The sequence below is a fragment of the Calothrix sp. NIES-3974 genome, from assembly GCF_002368395.1.
Lineage (GTDB): Bacteria > Cyanobacteriota > Cyanobacteriia > Cyanobacteriales > Nostocaceae > NIES-3974.
In genome coordinates this window covers 1,135,218-1,159,115 of sequence record NZ_AP018254.1, presented here as the reverse complement: position 1 = coordinate 1,159,115, position 23,898 = coordinate 1,135,218, and the positions used below count along the sequence as shown (strand labels likewise).

Annotated in this window: 21 protein-coding genes; 13 read left to right on the top strand and 8 right to left on the bottom strand. The window is 42.7% G+C overall.

Going from position 1 to position 23,898, the window contains the following annotated elements; translation table 11 throughout:
- The first annotated feature begins 514 nt into the window (after nucleotides 1-514).
- The 4 genes from CDC37_RS04500 (at nucleotide 515) to CDC37_RS04485 (ending at nucleotide 5,285) form a co-directional block, all read left to right on the top strand.
- Nucleotides 515-1,405: a universal stress protein gene (locus CDC37_RS04500; protein ID WP_096625914.1), complete on the top strand. Its 891-nt coding sequence runs from the start codon at nucleotides 515-517 to the stop codon at nucleotides 1,403-1,405.
- Between the two features lie 267 nt (nucleotides 1,406-1,672).
- Nucleotides 1,673-2,416 carry a hypothetical protein gene (locus CDC37_RS04495; RefSeq protein WP_096620682.1) on the top strand — a complete coding sequence of 248 codons (744 nt, stop codon included), beginning with the start codon at nucleotides 1,673-1,675 and terminating at the stop codon, nucleotides 2,414-2,416.
- 828 nt (nucleotides 2,417-3,244) lie between these two features.
- The gene (gene glmM, locus CDC37_RS04490) at nucleotides 3,245-4,711 is read left to right on the top strand and encodes a phosphoglucosamine mutase (protein WP_096620681.1); all 1,467 of its coding nucleotides are present in this window, start codon (nucleotides 3,245-3,247) and stop codon (nucleotides 4,709-4,711) included.
- Nucleotides 4,712-4,814: 103 nt separating this feature from the next.
- Entirely contained in the window at nucleotides 4,815-5,285 is a 471-nt protein-coding gene (locus CDC37_RS04485; RefSeq protein WP_096620680.1) for a DUF4079 domain-containing protein, read from the top strand.
- 104 nt (nucleotides 5,286-5,389) lie between these two features.
- Here CDC37_RS04485 and CDC37_RS04480 read toward each other — a convergent pair whose 3' ends face one another.
- Nucleotides 5,390-6,049, bottom strand: coding sequence for a DUF1997 domain-containing protein (locus tag CDC37_RS04480; protein ID WP_096620679.1), 660 nt, complete (start codon nucleotides 6,047-6,049; stop codon nucleotides 5,390-5,392).
- Nucleotides 6,050-6,361: 312 nt separating this feature from the next.
- Here CDC37_RS04480 and CDC37_RS04475 point away from each other — a divergent pair, with 312 nt between their 5' ends.
- The 5 genes from CDC37_RS04475 to CDC37_RS04460 all read left to right on the top strand — a co-directional run bounded on the left by CDC37_RS04475 (nucleotide 6,362) and on the right by CDC37_RS04460 (nucleotide 10,659).
- Nucleotides 6,362-7,018, top strand: coding sequence for an SDR family oxidoreductase (locus tag CDC37_RS04475; protein ID WP_096620678.1), 657 nt, complete (start codon nucleotides 6,362-6,364; stop codon nucleotides 7,016-7,018).
- Nucleotides 7,019-7,171 (top strand): hypothetical protein, encoded by a 153-nt coding sequence (locus CDC37_RS23950; protein WP_157780644.1) that lies wholly within the window; start codon nucleotides 7,019-7,021, stop codon nucleotides 7,169-7,171.
- Nucleotides 7,172-7,622: 451 nt separating this feature from the next.
- Nucleotides 7,623-8,318, top strand: a complete 696-nt coding sequence (locus CDC37_RS04470) for a glycoside hydrolase family 24 protein (RefSeq protein WP_096620677.1) — start codon at nucleotides 7,623-7,625, stop codon at nucleotides 8,316-8,318.
- Between the two features lie 56 nt (nucleotides 8,319-8,374).
- Complete coding sequence (purM, locus tag CDC37_RS04465; RefSeq protein WP_096620676.1) at nucleotides 8,375-9,409, top strand: phosphoribosylformylglycinamidine cyclo-ligase; 1,035 nt, start codon at nucleotides 8,375-8,377, stop codon at nucleotides 9,407-9,409.
- Between the two features lie 563 nt (nucleotides 9,410-9,972).
- Complete coding sequence (locus CDC37_RS04460) at nucleotides 9,973-10,659, top strand: PHP domain-containing protein (RefSeq protein ID WP_096620675.1); 687 nt, start codon at nucleotides 9,973-9,975, stop codon at nucleotides 10,657-10,659.
- Nucleotides 10,660-10,956: 297 nt separating this feature from the next.
- Here the strand turns inward: CDC37_RS04460 and guaA are convergent, their stop codons facing one another.
- The 4 genes from guaA to CDC37_RS04435 all read right to left on the bottom strand — a co-directional run bounded on the left by guaA (nucleotide 10,957) and on the right by CDC37_RS04435 (nucleotide 15,608).
- Nucleotides 10,957-12,579 (bottom strand): glutamine-hydrolyzing GMP synthase, encoded by a 1,623-nt coding sequence (gene guaA, locus CDC37_RS04455; RefSeq protein WP_096620674.1) that lies wholly within the window; start codon nucleotides 12,577-12,579, stop codon nucleotides 10,957-10,959.
- Between the two features lie 828 nt (nucleotides 12,580-13,407).
- The gene (locus tag CDC37_RS04450) at nucleotides 13,408-13,701 is read right to left on the bottom strand and encodes a DUF7734 family protein (protein ID WP_096620673.1); all 294 of its coding nucleotides are present in this window, start codon (nucleotides 13,699-13,701) and stop codon (nucleotides 13,408-13,410) included.
- A gap of 163 nt (nucleotides 13,702-13,864) precedes the next feature.
- The gene (locus CDC37_RS04445) at nucleotides 13,865-14,461 is read right to left on the bottom strand and encodes a DUF3177 family protein (protein ID WP_096620672.1); all 597 of its coding nucleotides are present in this window, start codon (nucleotides 14,459-14,461) and stop codon (nucleotides 13,865-13,867) included.
- Nucleotides 14,462-15,386: 925 nt separating this feature from the next.
- Complete coding sequence (locus CDC37_RS04435) at nucleotides 15,387-15,608, bottom strand: Calvin cycle protein CP12 (RefSeq protein WP_096620670.1); 222 nt, start codon at nucleotides 15,606-15,608, stop codon at nucleotides 15,387-15,389.
- A gap of 146 nt (nucleotides 15,609-15,754) precedes the next feature.
- Between CDC37_RS04435 and CDC37_RS04430 the strand changes: the two genes are divergently transcribed.
- Nucleotides 15,755-16,987: an FIST signal transduction protein gene (locus tag CDC37_RS04430; protein ID WP_096620669.1), complete on the top strand. Its 1,233-nt coding sequence runs from the start codon at nucleotides 15,755-15,757 to the stop codon at nucleotides 16,985-16,987.
- A 104-nt stretch (nucleotides 16,988-17,091) separates the two neighbouring features.
- Here CDC37_RS04430 and CDC37_RS04425 read toward each other — a convergent pair whose 3' ends face one another.
- The 3 genes from CDC37_RS04425 to CDC37_RS04415 all read right to left on the bottom strand — a co-directional run bounded on the left by CDC37_RS04425 (nucleotide 17,092) and on the right by CDC37_RS04415 (nucleotide 19,525).
- Nucleotides 17,092-17,964, bottom strand: coding sequence for an NAD(P)-dependent oxidoreductase (locus tag CDC37_RS04425; RefSeq protein WP_096620668.1), 873 nt, complete (start codon nucleotides 17,962-17,964; stop codon nucleotides 17,092-17,094).
- Between the two features lie 707 nt (nucleotides 17,965-18,671).
- Entirely contained in the window at nucleotides 18,672-18,797 is a 126-nt protein-coding gene (locus tag CDC37_RS04420) for a photosystem II protein Y (protein ID WP_096620667.1), read from the bottom strand.
- Nucleotides 18,798-19,003: 206 nt separating this feature from the next.
- Nucleotides 19,004-19,525 carry a gamma carbonic anhydrase family protein gene (locus tag CDC37_RS04415; protein WP_096620666.1) on the bottom strand — a complete coding sequence of 174 codons (522 nt, stop codon included), beginning with the start codon at nucleotides 19,523-19,525 and terminating at the stop codon, nucleotides 19,004-19,006.
- A gap of 367 nt (nucleotides 19,526-19,892) precedes the next feature.
- Between CDC37_RS04415 and CDC37_RS04410 the strand changes: the two genes are divergently transcribed.
- From CDC37_RS04410 to CDC37_RS04400, 3 genes are all read left to right on the top strand, one after another.
- Nucleotides 19,893-20,402 carry a TIGR02652 family protein gene (locus CDC37_RS04410; RefSeq protein WP_442861078.1) on the top strand — a complete coding sequence of 170 codons (510 nt, stop codon included), beginning with the start codon at nucleotides 19,893-19,895 and terminating at the stop codon, nucleotides 20,400-20,402.
- Between the two features lie 9 nt (nucleotides 20,403-20,411).
- The gene (locus tag CDC37_RS04405) at nucleotides 20,412-20,855 is read left to right on the top strand and encodes a VOC family protein (RefSeq protein WP_096620664.1); all 444 of its coding nucleotides are present in this window, start codon (nucleotides 20,412-20,414) and stop codon (nucleotides 20,853-20,855) included.
- Nucleotides 20,856-21,031: 176 nt separating this feature from the next.
- Nucleotides 21,032-23,896 (top strand): M16 family metallopeptidase, encoded by a 2,865-nt coding sequence (locus tag CDC37_RS04400; protein WP_096620663.1) that lies wholly within the window; start codon nucleotides 21,032-21,034, stop codon nucleotides 23,894-23,896.
- Nucleotides 23,897-23,898: the final 2 nt, after the last annotated feature.

The window sequence follows — 23,898 nt, the reverse complement described above, 5'->3', positions numbered from 1 at the left end:
TTTAACACGTTAAAATTGATAATATGGTGGATTGCTAGTCACTATTCCCTACTCCCTGACCCCCATAGTTAGATTTCCAAATCAAATAAGATGAAAATTATTGATTCAATAATCATGTTTACTTTAATTAATGAATTTTTTTAAAGATAGAATTCCCCTATTCCTTTAATAATAATTGACAAAGCTTGTGTCGGGAAAAAATGACGTATAATCTAATGATAGGTAGGTAAACCTAAATCAAGAGGATGAATAGGAAATGGTTAGTTTAATCAGATTTTCTATTGAACCAAACTGATGGAATTTACTGCTTGTAAATTTTGCTTACCTCCGAGTGAAAATAAGTGATTTCACTCATAACCAATCCAATAATGGTTAACAGTAAATTCTAGATATTGCTGTTAATAAATATATGCTTGTTAATGATTGTTTGAAAATTACGTCCGCAGCACGAAAATTCAGGTGTTGTGGATAAAATATGCAGCTAACCCAGAATTGATCGAGAACGCGTAGGATGATGATTGAAAAAGTATTAGTGGCAGTTTCCGGTCTAGGTCATGCGGAAGAAATGCTGAAAACCCTGAGCGAATTACCAGCGATGAAAAATTCCCAGGTAACGGTTTTGCATGTTGTTCCAGCCCAAACTAGCGCAGAGGTAATGACAGCAAAATGGGAAGAAGGGGGTAAAATTCTTGCCAATGCAATTCAGTATTTAAATTTAGATCCGAGTCGAGTATCTTCGATTTTGCGTCAGGGTGAACCCAAGGATGTAGTTTGTCAGGTTGCAGATGAGATCGATGCCGATTTGATTATCATGGGTTCACGGGGACTGAAGCGGCTACAGTCAATTTTAGCTAATTCCGTCAGTCAATATGTCTTTCAACTGTCCTCCAGACCAATGTTGCTGGTTAAAGATGATATTTACGTCAAAAAAATTAACCGGGTCATGGTGGCGATCAATGACTCCGATGCAGCTAGACAGTGTTTGCAATTAGGAATCTTTTTGCTGCGTGATCTCAAAGGAGGGGAATTATTATTAGCCAACGTGAATACTGAATGGAAAGGCAAAACGACCACGACTAAAGATGTGAATCCATCTGAGAATCCCGTTTTAGCCTCAGCCTTAGCAGAAGCGAAAAAGTATGGAATCGAAACCAAGTGTATCATTAGTGGAGGAGCACAAGGACAGGAAGGAACCTTAACTAGCAGTGGACGTGCTGGTCAAGAAATATGTCGTTTGGCGGATGAATTTAATGTGGATTTACTGCTGATTGGTTCCCCAGACCGTCGTCCTTCAATTGCGAAAAGTTTTGTGGATTTAGACCGGCTTTTAGGTGCTTCCCTATCTGATTATGTGCGTGTGAATGCAACTTGTCCGGTGTTGTTAGCACGGACTGCTACTGCTTAAGTCTGAGTATCACACCGAACTATACTTTACCATTGCCTCAGAAAGTAAATATTTTTTTAAAGAGAATATAAGCGCTTTGAATTTAGTCTTGTTCAAAGCGTTTTTTTTATGCATACTATTTTCACTACGACATCCGTTAATGCACTGATTTTTGATTGACTATATGGGAAGAGGTTGAGTATTTTTACTGAAGTATTTTTCCCGAATTCCAGACCTACCTCATTGCACCAGTTGGGTGACAGCAAGAACTAATTAATAAAACTTAAGATGAATTTTTTAAATATTTTCGGTCTTGTACCCTATATTCAACTAAGTAGATTGGGTATAATTTCGGTTTTACTGTTTATTTCACTGACAAAAACTAGTTTTGCTAACAATTCTGTAACAAACGCTCAAAATCAAGAAAAAATTTGTCCTCAGCAAAATTCAATTCCTCGACGCAGCTTTGAAACCCAGAGATACTGGGGATATATTTGTTTGGGAGACCGGAAAAATCCCCTGGGTTATTTTGTGCGGACAGTCAAGAACGACAACAACAAAATTATCCTTCCCCTCACCCAGGTCAAAGATGAAACCTATACAGCGACCAACGAGGAATTTAACTATAGCTACGTGATTAATCCCTACGAGCTACTAGTATATAAAAATCAGCGATTAATATTACGCGATCGCACGATTAATTCCTACACCGCAGACGGTCAACTCCTGACAAATGCTTGTCCCCAGGGGGGAACACAGGTGGTAGAAGCGCTCACACCCAATTTTTTAGCCTACGTTTGTCAAAATGGCAAAGAAAACCAGCAATTAAGTTTACATATTATTGCTCGTAAAGGAAATGAACGAATTACAGCACCTTTAGAAAAAACTAGCGAACACAATAATTCCGACCACAAATCACAGAAATTTGTCGCAGTCAGAGGTCAGTTACGTTACATCTTAACCCCAGAAATGTTGAAAATCTGGTTAGATCCAAAAACTACCGTTAAAGAGCGGGTGATTGAATGGAATTAAGAGGATGTTTTCAAAAGTCGATTTTAATACTTAACAAGCTCATTTTTTGGGAGTGGGGAATCGGGAGAGATGCAACATGTTCCGTCTGTACAGTCGATAACGACAAATATACCGTTTGAGCCTATTGACTGTCTTCAATCAGTGATTGATATAGTATTTATTAATACTTGACCAACATCCTCTAAGTCTATGACTGTCAACGGTTAACAGTTAACAAGTTAACATTTAAGATTTGTTTCAATTTTAACAGCTGACTCAAAACCGTTCTCAATCCTGTTTTTTATATTTTGTATTCTTTGATTCTGCTGTAATTTACCAACTTCATCAAGACTTTAAAATTATCCACAAAAAGTTATAAATATTCTGGCGAAAACATCAGCACAATTGATGATGGTACGGTTGACAGAAATATGGGGGGATTTTTGTTCAACCTGGATTCTTGGCTAATTAGTTCGGTAATTCAACCTTGTCTCCATCGAAAATAGTGAGTAGCTGTCATGTACTGCTGACACCAAAAACAGATGGAAGTGGTTTTTCCCACTCTTCACTCCCTATTTTCCAAAGAGGGAGTGGGGAGTATGAATGAGCGATTTAGGGTCAGAAAGCTTGATATCAAGGGAAAAGGGGGAGAACTAATTCCTCAAAAACCTGTCTGATATTATGGACAAGGTTTAAATGAAAAATAAAACACTAATAACAAAACCTAGACATAGAACTCCTATTTACGTCATTCTGCAAGTGTTAAATAAATAAAACGTAATTATCAGTAATTGTTGAATAAACCTGAAAATGCTATCCTCCTGTTGTCGGTGTGGAGTGTGAAAAAATATGGTTTCATTTGCAAATCGAACTCAAGAAGTGGCAGTAAATAATACTCATGGACTAAGAGAAAATACTGTATCGACTAGAGATATAAGTATCTGGGCTAGTAACTTACCGTCAACAGCTCTATTTGGAACTGACGGGATTCGCGGACAGGTTGGGGAATTGCTCACCGCACCCTTAGCCCTACAAATCGGTTTCTGGACAGGAGTTGTCCTTCGCTCCCATGCAGCTAACCCAGGACCTGTGATTTTAGGTCAAGATTCCCGTAATTCCAGTGATATGCTAGCGATGGCTTTGAGTGCGGGTTTGACTGCTGCGGGGGTAGAAGTATGGCATTTGGGCTTGTGTCCCACACCTTGTGTAGCCTATCTTACCAGTGAAACCCATGCCATTGGTGGAGTGATGATTTCTGCAAGCCATAATCCACCCCAAGATAACGGGATTAAAATCTTTGGTGAAAAGGGGACAAAATTAGCACCTGCACTGCAAGGAGAGATTGAAGAAGGATTACGGGGTCTCCATACCCTCTCTCCGGGAATTAACAACTGTGGTAGACATTTTGCACGTCCTGAATTAATCTGCCAATATGCTGAAGCTTTACAAGCACCCCTGGCTGATGTAAATTTCGCTGGGATGAAAATTGTGCTTGATTTGGCTTGGGGAGCTGCGGTGGGTTTAGCTGCATCCGTTTTCAAGACAATGGGTGCGGAGGTGATTTGTTTACATAATCAAGCCGATGGCGATCGCATTAATGTTGGTTGCGGTTCCACCCATCTCGACCTACTCAAGGCTGCTGTGATTGCCGAAAATGCCGATATCGGGTTTGGATTTGACGGGGATGCGGATCGGGTTTTAGCTGTTGATAATACCGGACGTACCGTGGATGGTGATTATATTTTGTATCTGTGGGGACAGCGTTTACAACGCTTAAATCAATTACCCGATAATTTAATTGTCTCCACAGTCATGGCCAACCTGGGATTTGAAAGAGCTTGGAATCGCGTCGGTGGTAAATTAATTCGTACTCCCGTTGGGGATCAATACGTCCAAGCGGAAATGCTCCACAGTGGGGGAATGTTGGGAGGAGAACAATCCGGACACATCTTGTGTCGTCACTATGGTATTACTGGAGATGGTTTGTTGACAGCCCTACATATCGCCACTTTAACCAAAGAATCTGGTCTAACCTTAGCAGAGCTAGTCGAGCAAAGCTTCCAAACCTATCCCCAATTATTACGCAACGTCCGCGTCGAAAACCGTGATCGCCGGATGAAATGGCAAGAATGTGAACCCCTGAGAAATGCGATCGCCACTGCGGAAACTGCAATGGGTAATGCTGGAAGAATTCTGGTTCGCGCTTCTGGAACCGAACCGGTGATCCGCGTCATGGTTGAAGCTGAGGACGCACAACTAGCTCAGTACTGGACGGAAAATTTAGTCAAAACAGTACAGATGCATTTAGCTGAGTAGATTTGTAATTCCCTGACAATCCCAAATCCAAAATCTCAAATCTGAAATCCAAAATTGATTTATGCTAACTTTTATGAAGATTTAAGCATTCAGAGAGAACACTATGGATTTGGGGCTGTCTCCTTCGGTTAAATATTGGCTACAATTCGTCCACCCGGTTATGATGTGGGGATTGTTAGCGTTTATGCTGTACACTGCGTACCAAGGTTTCCAGGTACAGCGCACCCGCAACGCTCAGGGTGAAGAGAAAAAAGAACTAATCAAGGGTAAATATAATATTCGCCACTTTCAAAGTGGTTCGATTGTTTTAGCACTGATGGTCGCTGGTTCCATTGGTGGAATGGCTGTCACTTATATCAATAATGGTAAATTATTTGTCCAACCCCACCTAATTGTTGGATTATCCATGACAGCAATGATTGCCTTTGCTGCGGCTTTATCGCCATTCATGCAAAAAGGTGCTAACTGGGCTAGGGCAACCCATATTACCATAAATTTTATACTTATAGGATTTTTTGTGTGGCAGGGAATTACCGGTGTCCAAATTGTGCAACGGATTCTCAGTAAATCCTAGGAGGTAGGGAGTACAGACGACCCGTCGGGTCGTCTGTACAGGGAGTTGGGGAGTATATCTAAAAATCATCCTGTATTCTGTCGACCGTATCCTCTCTCCTCCCACTAACCTTTCCGTTTCACCTGAGAAACATCGATTCCCAGGGAGGAATGGAAATCGCTTTGAACCTTACGTGTTAAACGACGGGAAACTTGACGGACGATTTGATTGAGTAAGCGATCGCCCGTATTTTGAATTAAGGACTTTGGTAAGCGCTGAATAAACCGGGGAAAATGTAAAAATACCGTTAAATCCAATTTCCATTCGACATAGGTAACATGACCAGATTCCGCTTCCACTAATTGCATGACCGCTCGATAATCCACATCGTAACCAGGAGGTGTGTAATCGGGAACAGGTACGGTGACAATTCGATAAACACCTTCATCCGGTGGGGATAATTCCAAACCGATTTTCGGTTCCACTTCGTATCCAAACGCACCAAATCGACCAATTACCAACGCATAGCCATTCTCGCTCAAGGGATGAACTTTCATCGGTTCTGCACACCTGACAAACCATTCTTGATGACGATTTAAATATTCTGCGACCACCTTCGCTGGAGCATACAAGTCCATGCGATCGCTGTAATGTCCGTAAAATTTGTTGGGTATTTCGGATTGATTTTCCGGTAATAATTCCTGAGCATTCACCAAACCCGATTTCACCGATAGGAGGTTTTCCGTTGTCTCGAATGTTTGTTGTTCTCGGTCTTTAGATAGCATACATGCGTTCCCGTTGAATATAGCCTTTACCTCTTAAATTCAGGTTTCCCATTTTTCCAAGTAAATTTGGGGTCAAATGTGGGTTTTTATGAAAATCTCAAAAATATGTCAGGTCATTCATCGAATCCCTAAAATATAAGATTGAGTCGAAAACACGCTGAATCAGCTGTTGGGCATTTCAGTTGCATATTCACTACTTTTGATGGATGACAATCAACAGTTAACTGTTTTCCGTCAACAGCAGATCAAGTAGTTATGTGATTTATGTAAGTTTTAACTTCATCACACTAATAATCTAGGATAGCGTTTACTATGAAAGCTTTGGTAGCAGGAAGCACAGGTGAAACCGGTCGTCGGATTGTGGAGGAACTGATTAAACGTGATATTCCCGTCCGTACCTTTGTCCGCGATATCACCAAAGCCCAGGAGATTTTACCCCCTAGTGTGGAAATTGTTCCTGGTGATGTTCTCAAACCGGAGACAATTAGCGCGGCTATGGAAGGGTGTACAGTAGTTCTGTGTGCAACTGGTGCGCGTCCCAGTTTTGACCCCACAGGACCCTATCAAGTTGATTTCGTGGGGACAAAAAATCTGGTTGATACAGCCAAAGCCAAAGGCATTGAACACTTTGTTTTGGTTTCCTCCATGTGTGTATCCCAGTTTTTCCATCCCCTCAACCTGTTTTGGTTAATTTTGTTTTGGAAAAAGCAAGCTGAGGAATATTTGCAAAAAAGCGGTTTAACCTACACCATTGTGCGTCCAGGAGGTCTGAAAAATGAAGATAACAGCGATGCAATTATCATGAAAGCTGCGGATTCTCTGTTTGAAGGTAGCATTCCCCGGCAAAAAGTGGCCCAAGTCTGTGTGGAAGCTTTGCATATCCCCGCATCCCGGAACAAAATCGTCGAAGTTATTACCCAACCAGACAGCACCAATCAACCCATCGCGGAATTATTTGCCAACGTTTAATTGGATTTTGGAGCAGTAGAGACGACCCAACGGGTCGTCTCTACAACCCATTGGGTCGTCTCTACAACCCGTTGGGTCGTCTCTACAACCCGTTGGGTCGTCTTGAATCAGGTGGATTTATCAGCCCACGCCAAATTAACAAAATTAAAATAATTTATTTATAATTTCCTCCGAGTTTATTTATTTGCAGGGGTATTGACGTTAAATAAAAACTTCTGGAGAAAAAACCTAAATTCCGGAACTTTGGCAAAATAACAAAAGTGTGATTTGTGATGGGGTATTTTCCGCACAGCCTACTCGGAATTTCCCTGGGAATTAGTGAATAAAATTATATAGAAGTCCCACTTGAATAGTTGCGACGGAAGCTGTGCTGATACCAATTTGGAAATGATTGCGAAGCTAGAGAACCCGCATTTCTCACAAAATCCTAAAACTCATAGGGAGTAGGGTTTTGTGAGAAATTCAGGAGAAGACCCCTAGAAGCGCGCAGCGCGGTTTCTCACTAAAGTCTGGTCGTCTCTACAGGTCAATCCAAAATTTGGTATTACCCATACAAAATCAATAGACCAACAGGTCGTTTATCCCTATTCTTTTACAAAAATAAATGACTCCCAATCAGCTTAAAACAACTGAAATCAACGGTGTTGCGAAATTAATACCACCCCTAATTGCCCTACTTGGATTCGTATACTTTTTCCAATGGTTGATCGATGGTGGATTGCGATCGCGTCGCGACCCATTTTTTCAACGACCCCAACCTCCCCTGGTGATGCAAGGGGGAGACCCCTACATCCGCGCTTTGATGCGGACTATTTCTGCAAGCGAATCTAATACTCCCCGTCCCTATTCGGTTTTGTATGGTGGTCAAAATGTGGATGATTTAAGTCGTCATCCCCAAATTTGTGTACCCATTAAGGTGGGACCAAATACAGGTAACTGTTCAACTGCTGCGGGACGCTACCAAGTGATTAACACTACATGGTATCGAATTGCCGCCAAATACCATCCCAATCCCCAAAGAATGCTGTTTTTCCCAGTATCCTACAGCTTTGAACCAGAATATCAAGATCAAGTTGTTTACAGTTGGCTTAAGGATTCTAGTGCTTGGGGAATGGATATTTCCGCCCAACTTCGACAAGGACAACTCAGACCTGTACTCCGTAAACTTTCCCCCACCTGGACTAGCTTAGGTTACGGAATTGAAACTAATTCCATGAGCGCTCACTTGCCAAGAATATATGAGAAAATGCTGCAAGAGGAATTAAAAGCCGCTAACCCACAATCGCCTAATGTCAGGTAAGTACAAATCATGGTAATCTGAAAAATTGTCTCTGGGATGGATGAATTAGCTTGGGTATGGATTATCGTGCGGCTGGTGTAGATGTGGAAGAGGGACGGGCGTTTGTAAAGCGCATTCGTAGGTTGGTTGAAGGTACTTTCCGTCCAGGAGTAATTGGTGGGATTGGCGGTTTTGGGGGGTGCTTCCAATTACCCCAGGGATACCAAGAACCAGTTTTAGTTTCTGGTACGGATGGAGTGGGAACAAAGTTGAAAATTGCCCATGCAGTCAATCGTCACGATACGGTGGGTGTTGATTTGGTGGCGATGTGTGTGAATGATGTGTTGACCTCCGGTGCGGAACCTTTGTTTTTTCTGGACTATATAGCAACGGGTAAACTGGATCAAGAGCAATTGACCCAGGTGGTGACAGGAATCGCTCATGGTTGTACCCAAGCAGGATGTGCTTTGTTAGGGGGAGAAACGGCAGAAATGCCTGGTTTCTATCAAGCTGGTGAGTATGATTTGGCTGGCTTTTGTGTGGGGATTGTGGAAAAATCGCAAATGCTTGATGGTTCCCAGGTGGAAATTGGTGATGTGGCGATCGCACTACCTAGCACTGGTGTACACAGTAATGGCTTGAGTTTGGTACGCAAAATTATTGCAACTCAAGGATATAGTTGGGATACCACCCCGGAAATATTTGCCGGTAAAACCCTAGCAGAAGTTTTTCTCACTCCTACCCAAATCTACGTAAAACCGGTTTTAGCAGCTCGTCGTGCTGGTTTAACTATCCACGGTATGGCCCATATCACCGGAGGTGGTCTACCGGAAAATCTCCCCCGTGCTTTAGCCCCAGGACAAGCAATTCAACTAGATACTGCGAGCTTACCCCACCCAGACCTATTCACCTGGTTAGCCCATGTCGGTGATGTCAGCGCCACGGATATGTACAACACTTTCAACATGGGAATCGGTTTTGTGTTATTTGTTCCCCAGGCGCAAACATCTTCCACAATTAATTACTTTAATTCACAAAACCTTGCTGCTTTTGCGATCGGTGAGGTAATTCCCGGTAACGGTGAAATTACTGGCATTCCTGATAGTTTCTGATATTTTTAATACGAATCTTCCCAAAATTATCAGCTGTAATTAACTTGATAACGACTACTTGCATTGGTATTTAGGGATTAATACCTAGGTTGATAATAGTTAATTCACTGAAGAGAGATAGCAAGCTTTTTTACTTTTTCTAATCATAGCAATCGAAAATACTCATGACTATTTGCCATTTAATTTGCTAACGTAGTCTTAATAAATCTAAAAAAAGCCGAAGAAAACGTCAAGAAAACTGTCATATCATGTCCAGTTAAACACTTGTCATGACCTTAGACGCGCGTAGCGCGGCTTCTCGTAGAAAAGTGAAAAAATCGCCTAGTCCTCGTGATTGCTTCGCTCCACTAACCTTCGGGATGGAAGCAACGTTGCGCTCGCTTCTAACATATCATAAGTAATTTGGCGGACATGGTATAACACCTCAACTAGCCCTGTGGGAGAAGGTGTTTACCTGTATTTCTGGTGAGTAAGTGGTAAACATTGAGTAACGGGTTGATTTTCCTACTACTCCCGTACTTGATGACAAAAATATCTATAACTTTTGAGAATCTGAGGGGGTTATGGCTGTAAATATAGCTCGGACAGCAACGTCAAAGGAACTTCTTAGTGATGTGTTCGCGAGGTTACATAGCCGAAGTTGTCCAACGGAATTTAATTTTCACATGCACACAGTTTATTCCGATGGACGGTTGCAACCGAGTGTGTTGATGGAGCAAGCTTTAGCCATTGGTTTGAAGGGATTAGCAATTACCGACCACCACACCATCGATGGTTATGAGGTAGCACGTCAATGGCTAGATGATTGGAAATGGAGCCATCCCGGAGAAGATGTACCCTATCTCTGGACTGGAGTAGAAATCAATGCCAATTTATTGGATGTGGAAGTGCATATTCTCGGATACGCATTTGCATATAATGCTCCTAGCCTCAAACCCTATCTTCAACGTCGGATTGTCACTGGAAGTGACTACGAAGCGAAAAACGTGATTGCAGCAATCCATCAAGGAGGAGGACTTGCAGTCCTTGCACACCCTGCAAGGTATCGCAAACCTCTCCACGAATTAATACCCGCAGCAGCGGCTCTAGGTATTGATGGAGTAGAAGCTTTCTATGCCTACAATAATCCGAATCCTTGGAAACCGAGTGTCATCGAAACCGAACAGGTGCAAAAGTTAGCTTTTGAATACGGTTTGTACACAACCTGTGGTACGGATACTCATGGGAATAGTTTGTTGCAGAGGATTTAGTCACAGGGAGTTAGATTAATTTGTAATTCGTAATAGCCTGTGGCAAGGCTGCGCCTACGTAATTTGTAATTTGTAATACCCGTTACGCGGGAAGCAAGCTACGTAATTACAAATTAATAATTTGCCTCCCACCCATGCTCTGCGTGGGTGCGGAATCTACGAGGTTCCGACCTCGTGAATGCAGGCAAGTAGCCCTCGCTAGTTATGACACGAGTCCCTAACTTACCCGTGAGAAACTCAGGAGATATCCTTGGGGGAGAAATCCCCCCAATTTTACCTCAAGCGAGCAATCACTTTCTATTCCCATTCGATGGTTCCAGGTGGCTTAGAAGTGATATCAAACACCACCCGGTTGACACCCTTAACTTCATTCACAATCCGGTTAGAAATAACTTCTAACACGTCGTAGGGAACCTTAGCCCAATCTGCGGTCATCCCATCCTCACTCGTGACAATCCTTAACACAATTGGATAGGCATAGGTTCTTTGGTCTCCCATGACACCCACACTACGAATTGGCAATAACACCGCAAAAGCTTGCCAATATTTGTGGTACAAATCGTTTTTATTGATTTCCTGACGGACAATTAAGTCGGCATCCCGTAAAATATTTAACCGTTCGGCAGTGACTTCACCGATAATCCGAATTGCTAAACCAGGACCAGGGAAGGGATGGCGTTGAACAATTTCTTCCGGTAAACCCAGGTTACGTCCAACTTTGCGCACCTCATCTTTAAATAATTTCCGCAGGGGTTCAACTAATTTAAAGCGCAAATCCTTGGGTAAACCACCGACATTGTGATGGCTTTTGATTTTCACCGCAACCCTTTCCCCCGTTTGCGGATCGACGTTAGTGTCAGCCGATTCAATCACATCGGGATAAAGAGTACCTTGAGCAAGGTAATCAAATGGTCCGAGTCTTTTTGATTCTTCCTCAAATACCTTAATAAACTCATGACCGATTATACGCCGTTTTTCCTCTGGGTCGGTCACACCTGCCAAGGCTGCTAAAAATCTTTCCCTGGCATTTACGTATTCTACCGGAATATGGAATTGTTCCTTAAATAGCTTCACCAAACGTTCCGGTTCGTACTTGCGCATAAAGCCTTGGTCGATGAACACACAAGTTAATTGCTCACCAATAGCTTTGTATAACAAAAATGCCAGGGTGGATGAATCTACCCCTCCCGATAGGGCTAATAATACCCGCTTATTACCAACTTTAGCCCGGATTTCCCGAATCGCTTCCTCAACAAAAGCCTCCGTTGTCCAGGTTGGTTCACACTCACAAATGTGATAGACAAAATTACGAATTAACGCTAAACCACCCAAGGAATGCACCACTTCCGGATGGAACTGAACACCATATTGCTTCATTTCATGGTTGGCGATCGCAGCACAAGGTGTATTCTCAGTATGAGCCAGTAACTCGAACCCGCTCGGCATTTGTGTCACTGAGTCACCATGACTCATCCACATTGTGGTTCCGTCTTCCACGTTAGTCAATAAATCCGTGGGGTCGTCGATAAATAGGGAAGCTTTACCGTATTCACCTCGGTTCGCACGGGATACCTGTCCGCCAAGTTGCTGCACCATTAACTGCATACCATAGCAAACACCCAGTACGGGTATTCCTAATTGCCAAATTTCTGGGTCACATTGGGGTGCATCTTGATCGTAGACAGAATTGGGACCACCGGATAAAATGATTCCCTTGGGATTAAGCTGACGTAATTTTTCGGCACTGGTGCGATAGGATAACACCTCCGAATAGACATGGGTTTCCCGAATTCGCCGAGCAATTAACTCGGAATATTGGGAGCCAAAATCCAGAATGACAATTAACTGACGGTTAAGTTGACCAAGGGATTGCGAAGCTTCTGGTGCTTCTTGAGTTAGTAGAGTCACCGCTGTATTCATGATGGGAGAGTGAGTGAACGAAACGCTGAACCGAACAAATCAGGTCTAAATCAATACTCTTTTCAGACCTATGGATGTATGGCGATAAATAAACACATCCTTAGTGCCATTCTCCGTACCCTTAACATCAGATGCTAATTGGAAATGGTATCGGACTCAATTAATCTGGCTATCGCAGTCAATAAAAAAATTATTTATCAGGGCTTATTTATGATTGTTCATAATAAGTTAACATAATTTTGCTTTGTCGGAGCAGGTAGTTTTAGTTTTTACAATAATTTGATTTAATCATAGATTTTTTATTCGATGGTACTTAATAACTATTGTTTTATAATATACATATAATTTCCCGTTTGTTCCCGGATATCAACTTAATCAAGCCAATCTTTCTTCCTGCTTGTTAATTGTTGAGTCTATAAAAGAAATATGTAATTTAAATGGCAATTTATCTAAACTAATTGCCGAAAACTCAAAATCAAAAAAGATTGAATTCATGACTTTTTGTCTGAAAATCACCAATTCAATCTTTAATTTATATTGTGTTTTTTTTTACAATTATTATCGATTAACTGAGGAAAACTTTTAGAGAATAGCTGTATAGTTTAAATATACTAGATTGTAAATAGAGGGTAGAGAGTAGTGTAGACGGATAGCAGTTAGTCTTGGACAACACTGCGCCTACTCTAATACCATTTTGGTCTTGTGAAAAGAGGAATAGTAGGGTTAAAACTATTCCCTGTACAGACGCGACGTGTCGGGTCTCTCCCTGTTCCCGACCCTTACCAAAAGACTTTTACAGCTAGCACTGTGTTTCGCAAACAGCAGACCCTAAATACCCATTTGTAGTAATCGTCGCTCCATCTCTGTCCAGCTAATAGCTTGTTCAAGATACTTGGGATTGCTGGGGTTATAGGGATTTGCAACCCGGTCGATTTGGGTAATGACAGCATTCTCTGGTAGAACCGGGATATCTGGGTCAAAGGCTGTTGGTCGCATTAGGGAACTGGAAAAGCCTTTAAAGATGGCTATTTGGTCTTCTTCACCGTCGATTTGCGCAGTGATGATTAAAACTTCCTGGGGATGCTTGACGGTGTATTTTTCAAGTCGCTGAATGGGAAGCATATGGTTGTCAGGATACGGGAGACAGTAGAGGGGAGATGAAATTTTTTATGTTTGTATCCGTTGGGGGTTTTACCTGCATTTTCACTAATAACGTCAGAAGTAACGTAAGAAGCAAGTTTGAGGGATTTGCTTCAAATCCGGGTTGAGTAATTCACAATATTTGCTACTGGGGGATGGCTGTGCGTCCCTGTTTACCGAGGCGAAAGATGACAAAGTAGGCTAGGCAAATTACGTAAAAAACAAGTCCGGTCATGCCGAGAAAGCCTAAAAATTCGGGTTTGCTGTTGGCATGGAAGTAATCTTTATACATTAACGGTGCTTCTTGCCAAACTCGACAGAAGGATGTTTTTAGGGTTGTTTCCGAAAATGCACAGGATAGAAATGGAATTGATGCGATCGCGCCTAAAGTGGAGTATATACTTATTGCCCATCGCCAGGAGCGAAACACTAATTTTAATGCACCTGGTGGATAATATTCAATTTCATCGTTAAGGTCGATCCAAAACCATAAACAAATTGGGATCAAAATTCTTGCCATTATCCCAGAGATGAAGGCAACCGGATACTGGGCAATCATTAAGTATACAGTAATACCTAATAAGCTAGCAACTCGCCAGTAAATGATAAGTAGACGTTGAATCGCTTCTGCCTTATTGATAAAAGCCCAAATTAGGATAATTAAAGGCAATACAACAGTGAATAATACTGCTAATCGATAGTCCATCCAGACCAATGGACGAAACCAAATGTTATTTCCCATACTACTTAAATTCAGTGTGACAAAATATAGCACAAGGTAGCATAGGAATAGGGTATATTCCCAGCCAATCCCGCGATTATATTACCGCAAACCATCAACACTGCCTATAAATATTTTTTTGAATTCCCTTTATGTTTCTTGGCTTGATATAGAGGGAGTGGGGAGCAGGCAATAGGTTTAACCCGACAATTCCACTTTTGCTGGGGTGGAAAAATGACAAATGGCAAGTTTTTCAGCCTTACATCCCTACTGGGAAAGCACTTTTTGTGATTAAAATACTACTTATAATACATGGGGCAAACGGGTGTTATACCGTTAAAGAAGCAGGGGATGGAGAGGGGGGTAGGGGAAGTAAAGGGAGAAAATGTATCACGATTTTTGTGAAATGGTATTACATCAATTGAAGAAAAGATGAAAGCAGATTTTTCCCTACTCCCCATTCCCTCTACTCAAAAATGGGAAAAATCAGCAACAGTCTTAGATTATAAATAATCTCGACTTTTGCCCTGTCATCGCCTGTTGGTATAAGTGCGAGTGGGGAGTGTTAACATCCGCGCACTGAAAAAAAGGGCTAAGAATTACTTTGATAGCAGTTATCGACAACAAAGAGCGGCAAGCACTACCATTAAGTAATGGTGATTGGAAAAAGCCCAGAAAATCACAAATTATGAATTATGGTGGCGAATAACGATAATTTTTGGCAATGAGCGATGATAAATCTAAGATGCTTGCTGAAGTTCCAGGGATAGAAGTTTACCTAGATTGAGCGATCGCGCAAACTTTGCTCTTTGGAATTGCGCTGATGGATAATTTGCGCAAATCTGATCTCAAGATTATGGCGTGAAAGCTCAATTGATCTCAGGCAAACAATATTTATTGACTGTCAAATTACCATCAACAACCAAAGTCAGTGTCAATCAAAAAATTAATCTTCGTAGACACGACATTCAGCAGCTTCTGGATTGGTATCACAGTATTGCTCTAGGGAATTTTTAGGCTTTTCTTGACGTTGGTGGGAAGCTTCTGCTTGAAGTTCCTCAACTGCATCCCATGCAGCAGCACATTCGGCAGAATTACCTCCGGTTGCATCACATACAGCCCTTGCTTGTTCTACTTCTTGTTTAATTCTATCTTGGATGTCACTCATGTTCCATACCCCATACAATTGATTGTTATTATTTACCAGTATAGTCCAGTATCGTCGATTCACCTGTAATGATTAAAGTCGGGTTTTATCCATTTTTCTTATAATCCATTTTTCTTATAAAATACATTTAAACACGATTGACACCTATGGCAGACCAAATGTATTGGGCTAATGCCCTATCAACTCGTCCATCCTTAGAAGCAGCTGTAAATGAAGCTGTAGATATTGCTGTGGCGCAAATTGACAGCGAATCGGTGGATTTGGGGTTGGTGTTTATTTCGTCTGCCTTTGCTAGTGAATTTCCCCGTCTGTTACCACTTCTACAGCAACGTTTGCATGTACCTGTTTTGGTTGGTTGTAGTGGTGGTGGGGTAATCGGTCGTACCATTTTTAATCAAACGGAAGAGCTAGAATCAACTCCGGCTTTATCTTTAACTTTAGCCCGTCTTCCAGGTGTGGAAATTACGCCTTTACATATCAATCCCGAAGAATTGCCAGATTTAGATGCTTCTCCAGACGCTTGGATTGATTTAATCGGTGTACCTCCCCAACCAACACCGCAGTTTATCCTATTTTCCGGTACTTTTATTGCTGGGATTAATAATTTATTACAGGGATTAGACTTTGCCTATCCCGGTTCAGTGGTGATTGGTGGACAAGCAGCAGGGGGTGGTTTTGGCTCCCAGGTGGGTTTATTCCTCAATAATCGTATTTATCGAGAGGGATTAATCGGAGTTGCACTCAGTGGCGATATCGCCATCCATCCCATCGTTGCTCAAGGTTGCCGACCGATTGGTAAGCCCTTGCAAGTCACCAAAAGCGATCGCAATATTATTATTGAACTGGAAGACCAGCCCCCCCTGGGAGTGTTACGGGATTTAATTGCAAGCTTGAGTGAAGCAGAACGTCAGCTAGCTCAAAATTGGCTATTTGTCGGCATTGCAATGGATGAATTCAAATCCCAACTACAACCGGGAGACTTTTTGATTCGCAATATTTTAGGAGTAGACCCCCAAGCAGGAGCGATCGCAATCGGCGATCGCATTCGCCCCGGACAACGCCTTCAATTTCATATCCGCGATGCCCAATCCTCCGCCGATGATTTAGAATTATTATTACAGCGTTATAAACTGGAACATCCGTCTCCAAATCACGCGATCGCTTTTATGTTTGCCTGTATGGGACGAGGAGAAAGTCTCTACAATCAACCTAACTTTGACTCCCAAGCTTTCCACCGCTATTTCCCCAATCTCCCCATCACCGGATTTTTCTGCGGCGGCGAAATCGGCCCAGTCGCAGGTAAAACCTTTTTACACGCCTTCACTTCCGTCATCGGTATTTGTCATCGTCGGGAGTCGGGAGTCGGGAATCGGGAGTAGCAGGGGGAATTGGGGCAATACGGTTCGGATCAGAAAATTTATAGACCCCAAATAATTGTAGTAGAGACGCGATTGTAGTAGAGACGCGATATATCGCGTCTCTACTAATTTCCATCATTCGCAGCCGTAATTGCCGCATACAAAGACGAATAATCAGCATGGGCTAATGCCATACGCATGGCAGTATCCAAAACCTCCCTCACACCCTCAATACTACTGACATTTAAACCCTGAGCAGTCGCCGACTCAATAAATAAATCCGTATCCTTGAGTAAATGCTTTGTCGGAAAATTCGGATTTGCATAGTTATGCTCTAGCATTCTTTGTAACTTTTTATCAAAGGTCGGTGCATACAATGCACTTTCCCGCAAAATCTGCATAAAAGTATCAACTTTGACATTTTGCCGTTGGATATAGGCCAAACTCAATCCGAAAGCAGTAGTCAATGCAGCAATTAACTGATTCAAAGCTAGCTTTAAAGCCGCCGCAGTCCCCACTTCTCCAATTAAAATCGGATTTGGTCCAAAATTTTGCAATAACTGTAAATAGCGCTGATACTGCTCCCGTAAAGCACCTACCATCACAATCAGATTACCAGATTTTGCCTCCGGAATACTCCCTAAAACAGGTGCTTCAATATACTCTGCTCCCGCCGCTACTACGGAATCGCGAATTTCTTGACTTTCTAGAGGTGTAATCGTTCCCATTTGAATCACAGTTCGACCAGCTAGCATTCGCCAAGAAGTATCCGACAGCAAAACGCTATATATGGCAGGAGCATTGGTTAACATGAGAATCACGCAGTCAGCTTCACGGATTGCAAAACGCGGATGTTCAGCAATTTCTGCACCTGCGGCTTTTAACGGCGCGAGTTTTTCCGGAGTCCGGTTATAGGCAATAAGTTGCACATTTGCATCCAACAACCTTTGCGCCATCGGTTGTCCCATTAATCCCGTGCCTAAAAATGCCACCTTCATGCTGCAAATTCCCAATCCTTCTTTATTCTATCCTAGTCGCAAGAAACTTAATTGCTGTTAGCGATGGGGAAAATATCTCTGGAGGAAGGAGAGAGAATAGAGGATGTAGGAGGTAATCCAAAATCCAAAATCCCATCATCCTCCAGCGGCAAAAGTGACTAATATCATCACAGACAGTAAAATTCCGGGAACTAGCAAAGTAATTAAAGTTACTAATTCATGGGGTGTCATATGGTTTTCTCGGTGTCATTAACGTTCTATTGTGCTACTATCCTAGATGATTCCACCGCAAAACCTTTGTAATATTAATCCAATCTTTGGAAACTGGGATTGAAAATAGGGAATAGGGAGTGGGGAGTGGGGAGGTAGGGAAGAACTAAATACCGATAATTTTCCTGAATTGAAGCGTATTGCATATAATTCAATACAGTTCAGTTAGACTTAAAAGCCTGATTATTGGGTAGGTTGGGTTGAAGAATCTAGAAGCAGTAGCCCTCGTGGAATGCGTCCCCACGCGGAGCATTGGGACGAGATAATCACAAAAACTGCGTGAACTTATGGGTAAATTTCCACAAAATCAACAGTCTACGCAAAGCCTCTACCAAACCTACAGTTATCTTTAACACTAAGCGTATTGCCCTATGATTACCAAAAAACCTGGCTGTCCCAAGACCGGAAACCAGGCTATCTAGTCAAATTAAGTATTTTTAAGCTTCCTTGTTCAAAAAGTTTTGAAGTTGTACCAGTGCGGCTCTACCGATATTAAAAACAGCCCAACCAGCAGCGACTGCAATCGGTGCGAGAACAATCGCGATGCGAAAATCAATGTCCATGATTCAGAACCCCTCTGTTAAGTTTGAATTTAGTTTAGAGATTACTAAGTTTTATCAACACTTCTCATTTTATTGTTAGCCGAAGTGGTGTTTTTTTCAAAATGAATTTTGTAAAGAATGTTTACAAGTTGACAGAATTCACCAAGTCCTGACTGTTTCCCCGAATCCCATACAGATAACCCGACTTCTCCTGCATTCTCTCTCCCCTATGCAAACCCAATATCCGTACCTTTGCCAGCGTGAACCAGGGCTAATTGGTGATATTTTTGGGCGTGGGCGATTAATTCTTGGGCTTGTTCGGGGGTAGTGGGACGGATAACTTTGGCGGGAATACCCATTACCAGGGACATGGGGGGGACATCTTTAGTAACCACAGCTCCTGCTCCCACGATGCTACCAGTACCAATGCGCACACCGTTGAGAATGATTGCGCCAATACCGATGAGGGAGCCATGTTCGATATGGGCAGAGTGGATGACGGCTCGATGTCCGATGGTAACGTGGTCTTCGAGGATTGTGGGTTGATGGCGATCGCAGTGTAAAATTGCCCCGTCTTGGATATTTGTATTTTCACCAATTTCGATTCTTTCCACATCGCCTCGCACCACCGCTTGATACCAAATACTTGCTCCGGGAGCAATTTGGACTTGACCGAGGACGGTAGCATTTGCAGCCACAAATGCAGCTTGGGAAATGTCTGGTGGCAACCAGTAGAATGATGGAGACACGATAGAATATGAAATATAAATCTAAGGATATTTCTGAGAATATTAATTAATCATTGCTAGTCAATGGACAATCGCACAATTAGAATATCATTTCTTTGTGTGTCTACAGCTAATAATCAAGTTTTGCAGGGTGATTGAAGATAAATGAATTTTGACTGTGAAACTAACCGCTATCATGGAGCTATCGCTCCTGATGTTAGTGGTTATCTGGGTTTCTAGTAGTCCACCATACCAACTTTGACTGGTAAATGCGATTTACTACTCCCTACTCCCTGACCCCACCCATTACCACACCAAAATTTTGATGTGGTTAAGTACTGAATAATTATACTGCCTAATTAACACATTGTTTTTTATACACTTGATGATGAATTCTGCTTTGCAATACCCGATTTTTGGCTCCGAAATTCAGTGCCCCCACTGTCATCAAACGATTCCCGCTCTCACTTTGACGGATACCTATCTGTGTCCCCGTCATGGAGCTTTTGAGGCTAATCCCCAAACCGGAGAACTAATCCATCTTCAGTCGGGAAGGCATTGGCGACGTTGGGATAGTCAGTGGTATCGTCAGCATACCCATCCCGATGGTATTCGCTTTGAAATTCATGAAGCACTGGATAAATTGTATACTCAGGGTTATCGGGCTACACGGGTGATTATTGCTCGGCGTTACAAAGATTTGATGAGTGGATATTTGGAGCGGAGTACACCTTGGCGCAATGGTGGTGGGGATAATGGTGCATCTCGTTTGTATGGTTTGCCCGTGGAGTTCAGTCCAGAAGCGGTTGATGACCCTTGTTGGGAAGTGATTAATTTTGATTTGGAAAAGGAGCCAGGTGTACCAGTGCGATATCCCTATTTTCGCTTATTTGAGTAGTTTTAATTTATGCACCATGTTTCGATTCGCACCGCCAATATTCATCGGGCGATCGCTTTTTATGAATTGCTCGGTTTTCAGGTTTGCGAACGTTTTACCACTGGTTTTACTTTGGCCTGTTGGTTGGAAGGTCTAAATGGCAGAATCGAATTAATTCAGATTCCCTCCCCCAAACCCGCACCGGATGCTTTTGGGGACGAATCCTATGTGGGTTACTATCACTTGTCTTTTGATTTAACTGGGTGTGTCGAAGATTTACCGACTTGGCTATCTGCTCTCCAACTGAAAATGGCAGAAGCTGCTGAGAATCATTCCCACGGGTTACAACCGCTACAGGTTCTGTTACCACCCACACAGCAACAAATCGGCGATCGCGTCTATGAAGTGGCTTTTATTGCCGATAGTGATGGATTACCCCTAGAATTTATCCGTTTATTAACGATTTTCTCCTAAATAGTGGTCTAAAATAGTAGTCGAAAATTGTCGTTAGTTGTAGAATATTCTATCCCCGCTTCTGTAGTGTTGCCGAGGTGACATACTGGTTTCCGGGGATACACTGTTTAATGAAATCAACTGTAACTATTTTTACTGAATGTAATCATAGCTTACAGGTCAAGCTGCGGAATCCCATGTCTGTGTTTGCAACTTTTTCTCGCTACCGTTTTCCGTTTTTACTGTTTTGTCTGTGTTTGATCACGGTACTCTTGTTGAATGAGGATTTTGTGTACCGTCAATTTGTAGTGTTTGCGAATCAAGTTAATAGCCAGCAAGTAACAGTATTGAATAAATTAGATACATCCAATCAAGGACTAACAGCCAAAGTAGAACCGATTGTGGCTACAAGCGTGGGTAAAACAGTTTTAGGGAATGGTCTGACCGTATTAACAAAGGAAGTACGTACTGCTCCGGTGGTATCGGTACAGGTTTGGTATGGAGTGGGTTCCCGTGACGAAGAAGTAGGATTGAATGGGATTGCCCACCAGTTAGAGCATATGATGTTTAAGGGGACGAAAACGCGACCAATTCAATTTGGTCGATTGTTTAGTAGTTTGGGGAGTGATTCCAATGCCTTTACAAGTTTTGACCAAACGGCCTACTATGGGACGGTGGAACGGGATAAATTGGATGCTCTGCTGGTGTTGGAAGCAGATAGGATGCAAAATGCTCTGATTGAGGAAGAAGAGCTAGCTAGCGAGAAGCGGGTTGTGATTTCCGAGTTACAGGGGTATGAAAACAGTCCTGAGTATCGTTTGAGTCGGGCTGTGATGCGGAGGATGTTTCCAGATCATCCCTATGGTTTACCAGTGGGGGGAACAAAGGCCGATGTGGAAAATTTTAGTGTGGAAGCGGTTTCTCGCTATTATCAACGTTTTTACCAGCCGAGTAATGCGGTATTGGTAATTGTAGGAGATTTTGACACCACAACTACCCTGGGGAAAGTGGAGGAAATTTTTGGGCAGATTCCCGGAGATAAAAATGGTGGGGAGAAACAACAAGCACAACACAAGGCAAACGCAGCCACGGGAAATGGGGATAAACCGATTATATTACGGGAACCGGGGGGTACGGCATTAATCCAAGCGGTTTATCCAGCACCAACCATCACCGATGAAGATGCACCAGTCTTAGATGTGGTGGATTACATCCTCTCGGATGGAAGAACATCACGGTTATATCGGGAGCTAGTAGATACGGGATTAGCCAGTGATATCAAAGCTTCCACAGCGAATTTAGTGGAGGGTGGATGGTATGAAGTCTTGGTGAGCGCTGCACCGGATGCCGATTTACCCAAATTGGATCTAAAATTGCGACAGGCGATCGCAAAACTTGCGAAAAAACCCCCCAGTGCAACTGAACTCAACCGAGCTAAAGCCCAATTCAAAACGTCGATCATTCTCAGTAACCGTGATATTACCAGTTTGGCCATGCAGTTAGCCAACGACCAACTAACTACTGGTGATTATCAATTTATTGACCGTTACCTAGCAGCCATCGATCGCATTACACCCGAAGATATACAACGCGTCGTCAGCAAGTATTTACAACCAGAATTACGGACAGTGGGATTTTTTCAACCCACCCAACCGAGTACGAGTGTGAAAAATAGCAATCGTGGTAAGGGGAAAATACCCGTCACCGGAGAGCATTTAATTGTGGGGGGGACAATTGACCCGGAAGTAATTCGTCAATATTTACCCCAAATTAATCCCCAACCAGTCCAGCACATTCAACCCCTCCCCGAACAAATTGTTTTAGATAATGGGATGCGGGTACTATTATTACCAGATTCCACCACCCCCACCGTCACCATGAGTGGCTATATTCGTGCTGGTTCTGAGTATGACCCGGAAGATAAAGCTGGTTTAGCGGACTTGGTAGCTGAAAACCTCATGAGCGGAACCAAAACCCAAAATGCTTACCAATTAGCCCAAACCTTAGAATCACAGGGTGCTAGTCTTGATTTTACCGCCATGCGAGAAGGCGTGCGAATTGAAGGTAGCAGCTTATCCTCAGATTTGTCAGTATTAATACATACCTTAGCCGATGCAGTGATAAATCCCATATTTCCCCAAAAAGAACTAGACCTAGCTCGTCAGCAATCTCTGATATCCCTGAAGCAAGACCTGGACGATCCCCACGAAGTTGCTCGGCGGAAATTTACCCAATCACTGTATCCAAAACAACATCCCCTACACTTGCATCCGACTCCAGAAAGTCTACGACGCATTCACCGTCAAGATGTAATTAAATTTAAAAATGCCCATTACCGTCCCGACACCACCATTTTGGCACTGGTGGGGGACTTTGATATCAATCAGGTGCGATCGCAACTTCAACGGGAATTTGGAGGGTGGAAAGTTACAGGAGAGATACCCCAAGCCAAATATCCATCCGTCAAAGCCCTCAATCATCTCATCCAAGTGAATTCCGTCCTCCCCGGAAAAGCCCAAACAGTCACCTATATGGGGGGAATTGGCATAAAACGTCATAGTTCTCAGTATTACGCAGCCCAGATTCTCAATCAAGTATTGGGAGGAGACACCCTTTCTAGTCGTTTAGGTGCAGAAATACGCGATCGCCAAGGTTTGACCTATGGTATTTACAGTAACTTTATAGCGGGTCGGAATTCGGGGACATTTCTGATTGAGATGCAAACCAGTCCCGAAGACACCAACAGAGCAGTTTCTAGCACCCGCAAACTATTAGAGGATGTAGTGAAAAACGGTATTACCACCAACGAGTTAGAAACAGCCAAACAAACCCTAATTAGTAACTATATCGTAGCCCTTGCCAACCCGGAAGAATTGGCATATCGAATCGTGATGAATGAGGTGTACGATTTAAATCGGGAGGAATTACGGAATTTACCGGAAAAAATTCGCGAAATTACCCTTGCGCAAGTAAATCAAGCCGCACGTAATTTACTACACCCTGATAAAATTGTCGTAGTTTCGGCTGGTCCTGCGGTAGTCGCGGGACAGGGAGTCAAATGATT

What these genes read in the sequence shown, in the direction of transcription:
- CDC37_RS04500 (WP_096625914.1), top strand. Translation starts at nt 515, where the DNA reads ATGATTGAAAAAGTATTAGTGGCAGTTTCCGGTCTAGGTCATGCGGAA.
- CDC37_RS04495 (WP_096620682.1), top strand. Translation starts at nt 1,673, where the DNA reads ATGAATTTTTTAAATATTTTCGGTCTTGTACCCTATATTCAACTAAGT.
- glmM (WP_096620681.1), top strand. Translation starts at nt 3,245, where the DNA reads ATGGTTTCATTTGCAAATCGAACTCAAGAAGTGGCAGTAAATAATACT.
- CDC37_RS04485 (WP_096620680.1), top strand. Translation starts at nt 4,815, where the DNA reads ATGGATTTGGGGCTGTCTCCTTCGGTTAAATATTGGCTACAATTCGTC.
- CDC37_RS04480 (WP_096620679.1), bottom strand. Translation starts at nt 6,049, where the DNA reads ATGCTATCTAAAGACCGAGAACAACAAACATTCGAGACAACGGAAAAC.
- CDC37_RS04475 (WP_096620678.1), top strand. Translation starts at nt 6,362, where the DNA reads ATGAAAGCTTTGGTAGCAGGAAGCACAGGTGAAACCGGTCGTCGGATT.
- CDC37_RS04470 (WP_096620677.1), top strand. Translation starts at nt 7,623, where the DNA reads ATGACTCCCAATCAGCTTAAAACAACTGAAATCAACGGTGTTGCGAAA.
- purM (WP_096620676.1), top strand. Translation starts at nt 8,375, where the DNA reads ATGGATTATCGTGCGGCTGGTGTAGATGTGGAAGAGGGACGGGCGTTT.
- CDC37_RS04460 (WP_096620675.1), top strand. Translation starts at nt 9,973, where the DNA reads ATGGCTGTAAATATAGCTCGGACAGCAACGTCAAAGGAACTTCTTAGT.
- guaA (WP_096620674.1), bottom strand. Translation starts at nt 12,579, where the DNA reads ATGAATACAGCGGTGACTCTACTAACTCAAGAAGCACCAGAAGCTTCG.
- CDC37_RS04450 (WP_096620673.1), bottom strand. Translation starts at nt 13,701, where the DNA reads ATGCTTCCCATTCAGCGACTTGAAAAATACACCGTCAAGCATCCCCAG.
- CDC37_RS04445 (WP_096620672.1), bottom strand. Translation starts at nt 14,461, where the DNA reads ATGGGAAATAACATTTGGTTTCGTCCATTGGTCTGGATGGACTATCGA.
- CDC37_RS04435 (WP_096620670.1), bottom strand. Translation starts at nt 15,608, where the DNA reads ATGAGTGACATCCAAGATAGAATTAAACAAGAAGTAGAACAAGCAAGG.
- CDC37_RS04430 (WP_096620669.1), top strand. Translation starts at nt 15,755, where the DNA reads ATGGCAGACCAAATGTATTGGGCTAATGCCCTATCAACTCGTCCATCC.
- CDC37_RS04425 (WP_096620668.1), bottom strand. Translation starts at nt 17,964, where the DNA reads ATGAAGGTGGCATTTTTAGGCACGGGATTAATGGGACAACCGATGGCG.
- CDC37_RS04420 (WP_096620667.1), bottom strand. Translation starts at nt 18,797, where the DNA reads ATGGACATTGATTTTCGCATCGCGATTGTTCTCGCACCGATTGCAGTC.
- CDC37_RS04410 (WP_442861078.1), top strand. Translation starts at nt 19,893, where the DNA reads ATGAATTCTGCTTTGCAATACCCGATTTTTGGCTCCGAAATTCAGTGC.
- CDC37_RS04405 (WP_096620664.1), top strand. Translation starts at nt 20,412, where the DNA reads ATGCACCATGTTTCGATTCGCACCGCCAATATTCATCGGGCGATCGCT.
- CDC37_RS04400 (WP_096620663.1), top strand. Translation starts at nt 21,032, where the DNA reads ATGTCTGTGTTTGCAACTTTTTCTCGCTACCGTTTTCCGTTTTTACTG.